The sequence below is a fragment of the Gordonia desulfuricans NBRC 100010 genome (assembly GCF_001485495.1).
In the GTDB taxonomy this organism is placed as follows: Bacteria; Actinomycetota; Actinomycetes; order Mycobacteriales; family Mycobacteriaceae; genus Gordonia; species Gordonia desulfuricans.
Window position 1 is genome coordinate 1 of sequence record NZ_BCNF01000177.1, and the last position, 12,702, is coordinate 12,702.

A 12,702-nucleotide genomic window follows, 5' to 3' on the forward strand; every position below is an offset into this window, starting at 1 on the left:
CCGGGCCCGCCCGACGGGGTGCCGCCGGGCCCGCCCGACGGGGTGCCGCCGGGTCCGCCGAACGGGTTGTCGTCCCCGCCGGGACGCGGTGCGGGTGCATCGTCGTCGAGGCGGGCGCGGGCCTTGGTACGCAAGGCGGGCAGCACCCGCGGCAGCGACTCGGAGACCTCACGGACGAGCTGGTCGATGCGGCCTCGGTCGGCGTCGCCGCCGACGAGCATCACCACGGTCGCGGTGTTCTCCGGTCCGGTCGGGTCGTGCAGGACGAACCAGGTGTTGTGCACCGCCAGCGGCAGCCGGGCATCCGGTGTCTTTCCCCAGCTGTCGCCGGATCTGCCTGCCGCACCGGCCATCCCGGGTGCGCTCGCGGTGACGAACCCGACGCCGAACGGCGAGCGTCCGATCCTGGTGCGCAGGGTCACGCCGCCGAGGTCGATCCGGCGGGTCGGTCCGTCCAGTCCGGGCACGAGTGCGATGAAGTCCCGGTCGCCGATGGCGAACGGCGCCCCGTTGTCGCGCACCACGGCCGTCCCGTTGAGCCGTACCCGGAACTGCTCGGCACGCAATGCGTGGCCGGGGATGCGCGCGGTGTACCACTTCGCGAGGTAGAGCAGCAGCAACGGGATCAGCGGGCCGAGGACCAGAGCGACCACCAATGTGATCGCGAAGTCCGCGGTGTCCAGCGGCTTCTGCAGGGCCACGGTGAACGGCACCTCGATGGGCAGCGGCTGTGCCGAACCGTCCTTCGGCGCCACCATCACGGTGACCGTGCCGTTGGCGGTCCCGTTCACCGCCTGTGGTGCGGTGAAGGTCAGTTCGAGCCGGCCGGTCTGCTTCTCGTCGACCTGCACACAGTTCTGCTGTGACGATGCGCCGGAGCCGACGGCGAGTTCGCCGCTGCCGTCCGGGGTGGCGAGGAAGTTCGTCTGCTCTGCGGTGTCCAGCCACACGCAGCCGGGTCCGGTGACGGTGAGTGCCGCGGTCGCGGTGCCCGAGCCCTCGATCGTGCCGAAGTCGATGCGTGAGCCGATGGTCGGGTAGCCGACCGGCGGGTCGATGACCACCGGGAGGTCGACGGTGGTCGGCGACAGCTCGGTTCCCGGTACCGTTCGGCCGGAGGCGTCCTGCGCGGCCGCCGTGGTCACGGCCAGCGTCATCCGCAGGGTGGCGGGTCCGGGATCGATGCCGGCCAGGGTGAGTTCCCGGGGCGCGGTGATCTGGCCCTTGGGGATGTCGGTGCCGATCGGCACGGTCTTGCCGTTGCGGGTCACGATGCTCGTCGAGAGGCTCGCGGTACCGGGCAGCGTCGACGGATCGACGGTCGCGCCCGCACTGTTGTGCACCGTGAACGACATCGGGATGTCGGTGTCACCGGAATGCAGGGTGGTGGTGTCCTTGCCCGACCACACCGGCCGGAGGTCGCCGGTGATGTGGATACTCGAGCGGGTCTTGGCCGCCTCGTCGCTGTCGGCGACGAACACCAGGGCCCAGACACCCGTCCACAGCTGTGCGTCGGGATTCGACATCTGGATCGACACCGACTTGTCGGTCGGGAAGCGGTAGGCGAGTTTCACCCCGCCCTGCTCGGCGGTGCCCGCCTGACCGGGTGCCATCCGGGTCTCCACGCCGTTCGGGGCCACCAGCACGGGGGTCAGTCCGGCGCGGTCGGCCGCGGCGAGAATGCTGACCGAACCCACCGCGCGGTCGAGCACGAATCGGTGTTTGGCCTGGTCGCAGACCTTGATGACGCATGCGCCGGTGTCCTGGGTCAGCGGCGGCTGTCCCGGTGTGGAGAGGTTGTCGAACGCGAAGAGCAGGTCGTCGATGTCCTTGGCGAGGTAGAAGTCGCCGGGCGCCGGCTGGGTGATGTCACCGCATGGTCCGGCCGGGGTCTTCTGACCGGTGGAGATCGACCGGAGCAGGTCGAAGTCCGACGCGGAGGTCCCCTCGGAGGCGAGCCCGATCGCCACCGTGACCACTCCCGACGAGCGGAGCTGATCGGCGAGCCCACCGGAACGGCAGATGCTCTGCTGTGCGGCCTGGATCATCGCCTCACGGTCGGCCTCGGTGTCGAGCGTCCGGCCCTCGGCGTACGGCTTGGTCACGCCCGGGCGCGGGGTGAAGTCGAGTTGTCCGTCGGTGAACCACGCGATCATCTGGCAGCCCTGCGCGGCGCCGTCGTCGGGACGCTTCTGCGCGAGGGTCTGCCGCGCGCCGTCGAGGGCCAGCCAGTAGTCGGTGTCCTGCCCCTGGGCCTGGTCACGGAGCTGGTCGATGGCCGAGGTGACGGTGCCCACCGACTGGCTCTCGAGCTTCGTCCATCCGAGATAGGAGTGGTAGTCGTCGGAGAATCCCGACACCGCGACGTCGAGGTCGGCGCCGGTCGACGCCGCGAACGATGCGAGCTGCTCGGTCAGATACCGGGCGGCGGTGATCCGTGCGGCCTGGGGATCGGACTGCCCGAGGCTGCGGGACTCGTCGAGGAGGAGGAGGACCTGGCCTTTGCCCTGCGCGGCGACGCACGATCCGAAGCGGTCGACCCCCGCGCCGGCGGTGTCGGCGTCGGGTGCCGCGAGTGCGGGGCCGGCGACCGCGGCGACGAGCGCAGCGGCGAGGAGGGTGACCGACAGGGTGCGTAGTCGACGCCACGCGCGGTTCGTGCTCATCGTCGTCCCACCCAGAAAGCGAAGCCGAGTGCCCCGACGATCACGCCGGCGACGATGAGGATCATCACGGCGGTGTAGGCCGCCGACATCCAGCCCGGCCGGAGGTAGATCGGCTGCGCGCGGCGGGAGGTGTCGGTGGAGATGAACATCGCGAGGATGCAGATCGCCACCGGCCCGGCCAGCAGCCAGCCGATGCCGGCGATCCACTGCCCCCAGAAGACTGCGCCGAGCGCGATCCCGATGGCGGCCACGAGTCCGGTGAGGGCGATCAGCAGCGTCGGCGGACCGGCCGGTGCGGTGGACGTCGATCCGCCGGGCACGGCGGGCCCTCCGGTCGGGGCCGGTGCGGTGGAACCGGGACCGAACGGTGAGGCACCGGGCCCTGGGGTCACGGGTACCGAGGCGCCGGGACCGAAGGGTGGGCGCGATCCGGCGCCGCCCGGGAAGGGGGCTCCGTGACCGGCGCCCCCGGGACCGAACGGGTTGGGGGGAGTCGACACAGCGCGAATCTTTTCACACGGCAGGGACATTGGGAGAAAGACAATTGACAGAATTCCGTCGACCGAGTGACTTGACTGTCAGGCACTTTGGTGAGTCGTGTGTGCGGCGTCGGACCCGGATCCGGCGCGCGGCCACTGCTCGATGCCCCCTCGGCGAACCGTTCCGGGCGACCGTTTCGAGGCGAGGGGTCAGCAGTCGTCCAGGAGGCGTGCGAGCGCATCGCGTTCGGCCGCGGTCACCCACAGCCCGTAGGCGGCCTTGACCTCGATCTGCCGTTCGGCGTAGGTGCAGCGGTAGGCCTTGTTCGGTGGCAACCAGGTGGCTGCGTCGCCGGCACCCTTGCTCTGGTTGACCGATCCGATCGTCGCCTGCAGGTTGCGCGGATCGTTGGCGAGGTCGGCCCGTTTCTCGGGGGTGAGGTTCTGGGCGCCCTTCTGCCAGGCATCCGCCAGGGCGACGACGTGGTCGATCTGCACCTGCGACGACGTGTCGGTTCCGCGCGTGAACCGAACGGTCGTGCCGGTGTACGGATCGTCGAGGGTGCCGGAGAGGACGACGCACTCACGGGTCCCCGGCTTGACGGTGATGTCGGTGAGATCTCGACGCAGGATGTCGTTACGGGTGTCGCAACCGTTGTGTCCGCCGGCGACGTCCACGTCGTCGGTCCAGCTCTGGCCGAACTGTGCCCTGCTGTAACCGGTTTTCGGTGCCCGGCCCTTCACCGGGAGGGAATCGAGGGTCGTCTGCGCGGAAGAACTCTCCTCGGGCCGTTCCGTTCCGGTGCCCGGAACCGGCTGCGTGGCAGCGTCATCCGCCTCCGGGGCCGTCGACGAAACCGGTGGTTGGATCGAATCTGATTCCGGTGCAGCACATCCGGCGAGAAGTGAGCACACGACCATCCCGGCCATGAGCAGGACGTGACGGGTGCGGGGACGGTGTGCGGTCATGTCGGTGATTGTGGCCGACGCCCCTGACACCGCACGCGGTCGGGTGATATCCCGCGCCCGCGGTCACGCCGATCACGGCGCAGCACACCGGCAACGAGTGTCGATCGAGGTGTGCTGGCCGGTCCCACCACGGTCAGGAGGGGAGTCCCAGCACGTCCTCGTGGCCATGTCGTCGGCACCAACTGACGATGTAGCGGGCGTGGAGGCCGCACCAGCGGTACACCGACGCCTGGGTCAGCGGCAACCGTTCGTCGTGTTCGTTCCGGGCCCGCATCAACGGCCCCAGGTAGGTGGTCGCCGCCTTGTTGGCGGTGTTGGTCGACACCCGGGCGATGGTCGCGAGACTGGCCACGTCGGCCGCGTTACCCGATGCGATCGCGCCGGCGAGACGGGCCGTGGTGACCCCTCGGCGACTGTCGAACAACTCGAACAACGACGGTCGATGGGTGGTGGCGGCGGGGGGAGCGAGGCGTTGGCCGAACGCGACGGCGCGCAGTGAGTCGACGAGCGACTGAAGACCGTCCGACTTCGACACGACACCCGAGACGTCGTCGCGCACGCGTGCTTCGGCCAGGTGGTCCTCCTCCATCGAATGTCCTTGGGTGGCCAGGAGAACCGGTGAGAGCCGGTCGGCGGTGCGGAGCCCTTCGATCACGTCCAGGCCATCGAATGTCCACTCCAGGTCGGCCCGGTTGAAGATCAGGTCCGCGCTGACCACGTCGAACCGGACCCGAGCGGAGATCGCGTTCTGGAACTCCGCCTGATCCTGTGCGACGACGACCGTGGAACCCGGGAACGCGGTCTGCAGCGGTGCCGCGACCACATGGCCGAGAGGGGAGGCGATGAGGATGCGCAGTCCGGCGGTCACGTGCGACATCATGCCCCACACAGTCGGTTCCGTGCATGATTCGACCTCCATCGTCGAATCCGGGGTCACATCCCACTCCGTCATGAGGTGAAAGTGTCGTCAGGACGGCTGACGTGCCGTCGGCCGCCGGTGATCGTGGAAGGGCCCCGACGATGCGTCCTCTCCACCGCGCGCCGTCCTCCCCTCCAGGAGCCTCGATGACCACTGATGTCGATGACGATCTGAACGTCCCCGTTCGCCCTCTCCCGCCGAGCCGTTCGGTGGCGGTGATCGCCGAGCACGACCTCGCCGACGTCGCCTATCTCGCGTTCGTCGAACGCCTGGGATATCGCGCGGTGATCGTCGACGTCGACGCCGGGAACCCGCTGCCGGTTCCGGCCCCCGCGGTCGTGATCGTGCGCAGCGTCGATCGGCTGAACCGGTTCCTCGCGACGAGGGCATCGGCTACCGCGCAGATCATCGGGATCGGGATCCGGGACCTCCGGGTCACGGGCATCAGGCTGCCGGACTCGCCCGGGGCGGTCGGGGCCCTGCAGCACGCGCTGGCTGCGATCATCGGGCCCGATCAGGAGGCACCGCAGCGGGTGCACCTGAGCAGCCGCGAGTGCGAGGTGGTGGTGACCTATGTCCTCGGTGCCACCGTGCGGGAGACGTCGTCGCGGCACTTCATCGCGCCGAGCACCGTTCGCACGCATCTCCGTCGGGTCATGGATCGGTACGTGGATGCGGGTCGGCCGGTGAACAACAAGTCGCAGCTGCTGATCGAGCTGATCGCCGACGGTTGGGTGGATCGCGCCCGGCTGCGGGCGTGGTGAAGGCGCGCGTGTCATGAGAGGTCAGGCGCGCCAGTTCTTCTCATGAACCGGGCACCATCGGCCGGTGTTGTCGCACCGTGCGCAGGTGAGCTTTCCCGCGATGCTGTAGCCGCCGGCCTTTCCGGCGCATCCAGGGCAGGGGGCCAACCGCTGTGTGCACCTCTCGCACGCGCCCACCATGTCCTCCTCTCGTTGTCCCAAGGTTATGGGTCAGACGATCGGATGACATTCCCCCGAATCGATGAATCTTCTCGGGTCGGTGGCGAGGGTGGGTTGCGCCGACGACAACGGTGCCGCACACCGAAAGGTGTGCGGCACCGTGGTTCTTGCCCCGTTGGGTGATCAGCCCTCGATGATGAACGCCTCGAGCTGGGCGCGGGCGATGTCGTCGGCGACCTGCTCCGGCGGCGACTTCATCAGGTAGGCCGAGGCCGGCAGGATCGGGCCACCGAGGCCGCGGTCCTTGGCGATCTTGGCGGCGCGCACGGCGTCGATGATGATGCCGGCCGAGTTGGGGGAGTCCCACACCTCGAGCTTGTACTCCAGGTTCAGCGGCACGTCGCCGAAGGCACGACCCTCGAGGCGGACGTAGGCCCACTTGCGGTCGTCGAGCCACTCGACGTGGTCGGACGGGCCGATGTGGACGTTCTTGTCGGCGATCTTGCCGGCGAGCGGGCCGGTCAGGTTCGAGGTGACGGCCTGGGTCTTGGAGACCTTCTTGGACTCCAGACGCTCACGCTCGAGCATGTTCTTGAAGTCCATGTTGCCGCCGACGTTGAGCTGGTAGGTGCGGTCCAGGGTGACGCCGCGATCCTCGAACAGCTTGGCCATCACGCGGTGGGTGATGGTCGCGCCCACCTGGCTCTTGATGTCGTCACCGACGATCGGCACACCGGCGTCGGCGAACTTCTTGGCCCACACCGGATCCGAGGCGATGAACACCGGAAGTGCGTTGACGAAGGCGACATTCGCGTCGATGGCACACTGAGCGTAGAACTTGTCGGCCTGATCGGAGCCCACCGGGAGGTAGCTGACCAGGACGTCGACCTCGGCGTCCTTGAGGGTCTTGACGATGTCGACACCGTCGCCGTCGGCCTCGGTGATGGTCTCGCGGTAGTACTTGCCGAGGCCGTCGAGGGTGTGGCCGCGCTGCACGGTCACGCCGGTCGGGGCGACGTCGGCGATCTTGATGGTGTTGTTCTCGCTCGCGAAGATCGCGTCCGACAGGTCGAAGCCGACCTTCTTGGCGTCCACGTCGAATGCGGCGACGAACTCGACGTCACGCACGTGGTACGGGCCGAACTTGACGTGCATCAGACCGGGGACGGTCGAGTTCTCGTCGGCGTCCTTGTAGTACTGCACGCCCTGGACCAGGGATGAAGCGCAGTTTCCTACGCCCACAATGGCCACGCGCACCTTATTGGGCTCACCCATGGTCGGGTTCTCCTTCTTCTTGGTGGGTCGCAGCGCTGGGCTGCGACACCGGGGTTCGTCCGAGCGCCCGGGGCGTCTCGGCATCTTCCTGCCCTGCGACACCGGTCTGCGATGAATCGGTGTCCGGGAGTTCGGGGGAGGTCTGTGCGGCCGTGAGGTCGACATCGGTGGTCGTCGGACCGTGGGCGGCCGCGGTGTTCTCCGACGCCTCGGCGGCGATCAGTTCGTTGAGCCAGCGGACCTCTCGTTCGCTGGACTCGAGGCTGAGTTCATGGAGCTGGCGCGTGTAGCGGTCGGAGCTGCGGGTGGCGCGTCCGACCATCTCGCGAAGTCCCTCGCGGCGCTCCTCGACCTGCCGGCGGCGGCCTTCGAGGATGCGCATGCGGGCGACGGCGGGGGTGCGGCTGAAGAACGCCAGGTGCACGCCGAAGCCGTCGTCGGTGTAGTTCTGCGGTCCGGTGTCGGCGACGAGCTCGGTGAAGCGGACCCGGCCGGCGTCGGTGAGCTGGTAGACCCGGCGACCGCGGCGCACCTTCATCCCCGACGGTGCGGCGCTGGCCTCGTCGATCAGGCCGTCGGCCTGCATGCGCCGCAGGGTGGGGTACAGCGAGCCGTACGAGAAGGCGCGGAACGCTCCCAGGAGTCCGGTCAGGCGTTTGCGCAGCTCATAGCCATGCATCGGGGACTCCAGCAGCAGGCCGAGGATGGCGAGTTCGAGCATCGTCGACCTCCTTTCGCATCTGTATCCCCGAGATGACGCACCAACACCTCGCGCTGATGCATTTCTCAATGTATCGCACCGATATAAACGATGTCGATATCGGGTCGTTCGGATGAACCGATCGGACGACCGCCGACGACATGCGAAAGGGGGTCGACGTGGCGGTCGGAGCCGGGCAGGTCACACGGACGACGCGGGTGCCGACCACGTACTCTGGAACGCGTGCAACGCCAGATCGTCGACTACGCCCTGCAGCGTCGGTCGCGGCTGTCCGAGGTGACGTCGGGACGGACCGCCGTCGCCGATGTCTGCGACGCGAGTCCGTATCTGTTGCGTGCCGCCAAATTCCATGGTCGCCCGAGCAACACCCTGTGTCCGATCTGCCGGAAAGAGCAGGTGACGTTGGTCTCATGGGTGTTCGGTGACCGCCTGGGCCAGGTCTCGGGGTCGGCCCGTTCCAACGACGAGATCGCCCGTCTCGACGCCACCGCCGAGGAGTTCTCGGTGCACGTCGTCGAGGTGTGCCGGACCTGCAGCTGGAACCATCTGGTCCAGTCGTACGTTGCCGGTCTGCCGCCGCGGCCGCATCGTCGTCGCCGGGTGGCCAAGTAGGTCCACCGCCGCCGGGATCGTCGCGATCCCCGCCGGCGATGCCGCACGTCGGGGGCCCGTGACCGGGTTGGTCGCGCCCCTGGTCGTGCGTCACAGTGGGACGTCGGGTGAGGACAAACAAGTAGGGTGAGCAACGTTGCGCCGAAGAGCGGCGTGATTCATTGGGAGGTTCGACGTTGAGCGACGAACGCCGCACGTCGTCGTCACGTGCCGGTTCCGGAAGCGACACGGGAGACAGCAAGCGCTCGCGTCAGCGCATCATCGCCTGGCTGGTCGGGGCATTCGGTCTGATCGTCCCCGCGGTGGTCCTGATCGGTGTGATCGCCTTCGTGATCGCCTACGAGACGGCCACGGTGCCCAAGCCGGGTGACATCAAGCAGAACCAGATCGCCACGATCGTCGACTCCACGGGTAAGACGATCGCCAAGATCGTCCCGCCGGAGGGCAACCGCACCGACGTCAAGATCGCCGACATCCCCACGTCCCTGCAGAACGCGGTGATCGCCGCCGAGGACCGCGAGTTCCGCACCAACGACGGCTTCTCGGTGCGTGGCCTGTCCCGCGCGGTGTGGGGCCGGGTCACCAACAACGACCTCGCCGGTGGTGGTTCGACCATCACCCAGCAGTACGTCAAGAACGCTCTGGTCGGCGACGAGCACAGCTATGAGCGCAAGCTGCGCGAGCTGGTGATCGCCACCAAGATGTCCGAGCAGTGGTCCAAGGACGACATCCTCGAGGCCTATCTCAACACCATCTACTTCGGGCGCGGGGCCTACGGCGTCGCGGCCGCCTCCCAGGCGTATTTCCGCAAGCCGGTCCAGAAGCTCACCCCCGCCGAGTCGGCGGTCCTTGCCGCCACCATCCGGTCGCCTTCCTACTACGATCCGGCGGTCAACGAGGAGGCCGCGGTCGCCCGCTGGCACTACGTGCTCAACGGCATGGTCGCCACCGGTGCCCTGACCTCCGCCGAGGCGCAGGAGATGAAGTACCCGAAGGTCTATCCGGCTCCCGCCACCGGCGGTGAGACGGTCGGACCCAACGGACTGATCAAGCGTCAGGTCCTCGCCGAGCTGGCCGAGCTCAACATCTCCGAGCAGCAGGTGCAGACCGAGGGGCTCAAGATCACCACCTCGATCGATCCGCAGGTGCAGAACGCTGTGGTGCAGGCCGCCTGCCGCAAGAACGACGTCTACCCCTGCGAGAACGGTGTCCTCAACGGCGAGCCCAAACAGCTGCGCGACGCCGTCGTCTCGATCAACCCGAAGACCGGTGGTGTCGCCGGGTACTACGGCGGCGACGACGCCCAGGGCTGGGACTACGCCCAGGCGGGACTGCAGACCGGCTCGTCGTTCAAGGTGTTCGCGCTGGTCGCGGCCCTGGAGCAGGGCATCCCGCTGTCCAAGGTGTACAGCTCTGCGCCGTACTCCATCCCCAACACCGACATCACCGTCGAGAACTCCGACGGCGAGAGCTGCGGGTCGTGCAACCTGGCGACCGCGATGAAGATGTCGCTGAACACGGTGTACTACCGGCTGATGATGGACCTCGACAACAAGGCCGAGGATGTCGCGGCCGCCGCGCACAAGGCCGGTGTGGCCGAGTCGTTCGGCAGCGTCGAGCACACCCTGCAGAACGACAACGGTGCCGTCGAGGGCGGCGTGGTCCTGGGCCAGTACCCGTCCCGCGTCATCGACATGGCCTCCGCCTACGCCACGCTCGCGGCGTCGGGCATCTACCGCGAACCGTACTTCGTGCAGAAGGTGGAGACCTCCAGCGGCGAGGTGCTCTTCGACCGCCAGCCCAATCCCGGCAAACGGGTGTTCCCGGCCAAGGTCGCCGACAACGTGACCGCGGCCCTCGAGCCGATCGCGGCCTACTCCAACGGCAACTCGCTCTACGACTCGTCGCTCGGGTCCCGGCCGTCGGCGGCCAAGACCGGTACCGCGCAGCTCGGTGACACCGGCCAGAACAAGGACGCCTGGATGGTCGGCTACACCCCGCAGCTGGCCACCGCGGTGTGGGTCGGCACCGACAAGGGCACGGCCCTGACCAACTACGGCGGATCGTCGATCTACGGCAGTGGACTGCCCGCGCAGATCTGGAAGCGGGCGATGGACAATGCGCTCGACGGTGATCCGATCGAGCAGTTCCCGGAGCCGGAGGCCGTCGGCGGCCAGGCCGGTGTGCCCTACGAGCCGCCGCCCACCACCTACCAGCCGACCAATCCGTCCACCCGCACCCGACCGCAGATCCCGAGCATCCCGGGGACCGGAGCCGACGGGAACCTGACCGTCGCACCGGGTATCACCATCCCGATACCGGGTGCCGCGCAGCCGGGTGACGGCGGTACGGGCAACGGTAACGGCGGTACCGGCAACGGGGGCACCGGCAACGGCGGTACGGGTAACGGCGGGACCGGGGATTCCGGGACCGGCGGCACCGGCGATACGGGCGACACCGGGACCGGCGGCGGTACCGGTGACGGCGAAGGAGTGGTCCCTGGCGTCCCAGGCGGCTGACCCCGGGCCGGGCGATCCGGAAACGGACAGCCCGGCTCCGCTGTCCGCCGACCTGCGCACCGACACCCGCCGGGTGATCCCCGGCCATCACGATGTGGTGGTGGCCGAGGCGGCGCGCGTCATCGGCGGGCCGTCGGGCGCGCATGCGGCGATCGGCCGCAGCCGCCACTGGACCCCGATCCGTGTGCTGTTCCTGCTGGCGTTGTGCACCCTCGCCCTGGGCTGGTTCGGCAAGGCGGGCTGCCTGCAACAAGAAGCGGTGGTCACCGGCCCCGACGGCGCGACGACGCTCGAGCTCGACCGCTCCGACCAGCGACAGTTCACCGATCTCTGCTATTCGGATGTGATCGCCCTCTACGGCGCCGAGCGGCTCGACAAGGGTGCGTTCCCGTATCGCACCTACTGGTTCGAGGACGACGGCAACGGCGAGACCATCAAGCGGTACATGGAGTATCCGGTCATCACCGGCATGTACATGTACGTCGTCGCCAAGGGCGCGCAGGCGTGGTCGTGGGCGATGGAGCACTGGGGTGTGCCCGGTGCATTGGAGTCGGTCCTGTTCTTCGATCTGGCCGCCCTCGGTCTGGTCCTGTTCTGGCTGGTCACCATCTGGGCCACCGCACTCACCGCCCGTGCCCGGATCTGGGCGGCCTGGGTGGCCGCGGTGTCGCCGCTGGTGATCGTGCACGCCTTCACCAACTTCGACGCCATCGCGACGGCGATGCTGGCGGTGGCCATGCTGTGCTGGGCGCGTCGGCGTCCCTGGCTGGCCGGCGTGTTCATCGGTCTCGGGGCGGCCGCCAAGTTCTATCCGGTGCTGTTGCTGGTGGTGTTGTTCCTGCTGTGCCTGCGGTCCGGGCGGCTCCGCACATTCGCCCAGACCGCGATCGCCGCGGTGGTCACCTGGCTTGTCGTCAACCTGCCGATCCTCACGCTCTATCCCCGTGGCTGGTACGAGTTCTTCCGCCTCAACTCCGAGCGCGGCGCCGACTCCGACTCGCTGCTGCGGCTGGCCGCCAAGGCGGTCGGCACCACCTGGGATGTACCGATCCTCAACATCGTGTCGTTCGGTCTGATGATCCTGCTCGTCATCGGCATCGCGGTCCTGGCCCTGGCCGCACCCACCCGCCCCCGGGTGGCCCAGCTGATGTTCCTGCTGGTCGCAGGCTTCCTGCTGCTCAACAAGGTGTGGAGTCCGCAGTACTCGCTGTGGCTGGTCCCGCTCGCCGTCCTGGCGATCCCGCACACCCGGCTGCTGCTGGCATGGATGGCCGTCGACGCCCTCGTGTGGATTCCGCGGATGTCGCTCTACATCGACCCCAGCCGACGATGGCTGCCGCAGGAATGGTTCACCGCGATCATCGTCATCCGCGCGCTGTTCGTGATCGTCCTGTGTGTCATCGTGATCTGGCAGATCCTGCGTCCCGAAGAAGACCTCATGCGCCGGGACGGTGAGGGCAACATCCTCGACGACCCGGCCGGCGGCGTCCTCGACGGCGCATCCGACCGCATCGGGGCACACCGGCCGCGCGTCGCGCCGAACGGCGTACCGCTACCCACTGGATGACGTTGCTGCCGTTGGTAGCCGGTTGTGGTGAAAACGGTTGCGGGGAAAGATG

General features: G+C 68.3%; 9 protein-coding genes and 1 pseudogene. 4 read left to right on the plus strand and 6 right to left on the minus strand.

Features of this window, described 5'->3' with window-relative positions; all coding sequences use genetic code 11:
- From GD1_RS22875 to GD1_RS22890, 4 genes and pseudogenes are all read right to left on the minus strand, one after another.
- Positions 1-2,666 (minus strand): vWA domain-containing protein (locus GD1_RS22875; protein WP_059039798.1); only part of this gene is annotated, 2,666 nt, incomplete at its 3' end.
- The gene (locus GD1_RS22880; protein WP_169798218.1) at positions 2,663-2,986 is read right to left on the minus strand and encodes a hypothetical protein; all 324 of its coding nucleotides are present in this window, start codon (positions 2,984-2,986) and stop codon (positions 2,663-2,665) included. The genes GD1_RS22880 and GD1_RS22875, both read right to left, overlap by 4 nt.
- A 372-nt stretch (positions 2,987-3,358) precedes the next feature.
- Positions 3,359-4,114 (minus strand): annotated as a pseudogene (locus GD1_RS22885) (HNH endonuclease family protein); the annotation flags it as partial.
- 133 nt (positions 4,115-4,247) lie between these two features.
- Positions 4,248-4,994, minus strand: coding sequence for an MSMEG_1198 family transcriptional regulator (locus GD1_RS22890; RefSeq protein ID WP_053777282.1), 747 nt, complete (start codon positions 4,992-4,994; stop codon positions 4,248-4,250).
- A 185-nt stretch (positions 4,995-5,179) separates the two neighbouring features.
- Between GD1_RS22890 and GD1_RS22895 the strand changes: the two genes are divergently transcribed.
- A complete protein-coding gene (locus tag GD1_RS22895; protein ID WP_059039803.1) occupies positions 5,180-5,797 on the plus strand; it encodes a helix-turn-helix transcriptional regulator in 618 nt (205 codons plus the stop codon).
- A 342-nt stretch (positions 5,798-6,139) separates the two neighbouring features.
- Here GD1_RS22895 and GD1_RS22900 read toward each other — a convergent pair whose 3' ends face one another.
- Together GD1_RS22900 and GD1_RS22905 are read right to left on the minus strand one after the other, a co-directional pair.
- Positions 6,140-7,231, minus strand: a complete 1,092-nt coding sequence (locus tag GD1_RS22900; protein ID WP_053777213.1) for an inositol-3-phosphate synthase — start codon at positions 7,229-7,231, stop codon at positions 6,140-6,142.
- On the minus strand, positions 7,224-7,952 hold the full coding sequence (locus GD1_RS22905; RefSeq protein WP_020790621.1) for a PadR family transcriptional regulator: 729 nt from the start codon (positions 7,950-7,952) through the stop codon (positions 7,224-7,226). Before GD1_RS22905 ends, GD1_RS22900 begins: the two co-directional genes overlap by 8 nt.
- Before the next feature lie 222 nt (positions 7,953-8,174).
- Here GD1_RS22905 and GD1_RS22910 point away from each other — a divergent pair, with 222 nt between their 5' ends.
- The 3 genes from GD1_RS22910 to GD1_RS22920 all read left to right on the plus strand — a co-directional run bounded on the left by GD1_RS22910 (position 8,175) and on the right by GD1_RS22920 (position 12,650).
- Positions 8,175-8,564, plus strand: a complete 390-nt coding sequence (locus tag GD1_RS22910; RefSeq protein WP_053777212.1) for a DUF5318 family protein — start codon at positions 8,175-8,177, stop codon at positions 8,562-8,564.
- Between the two features lie 176 nt (positions 8,565-8,740).
- Positions 8,741-11,083 carry a transglycosylase domain-containing protein gene (locus GD1_RS22915; protein WP_059039805.1) on the plus strand — a complete coding sequence of 781 codons (2,343 nt, stop codon included), beginning with the start codon at positions 8,741-8,743 and terminating at the stop codon, positions 11,081-11,083.
- Positions 11,064-12,650 (plus strand): glycosyltransferase family 87 protein, encoded by a 1,587-nt coding sequence (locus tag GD1_RS22920; protein WP_059039807.1) that lies wholly within the window; start codon positions 11,064-11,066, stop codon positions 12,648-12,650. Before GD1_RS22915 ends, GD1_RS22920 begins: the two co-directional genes overlap by 20 nt.
- The last annotated feature ends 52 nt before the right edge of the window (positions 12,651-12,702 follow it).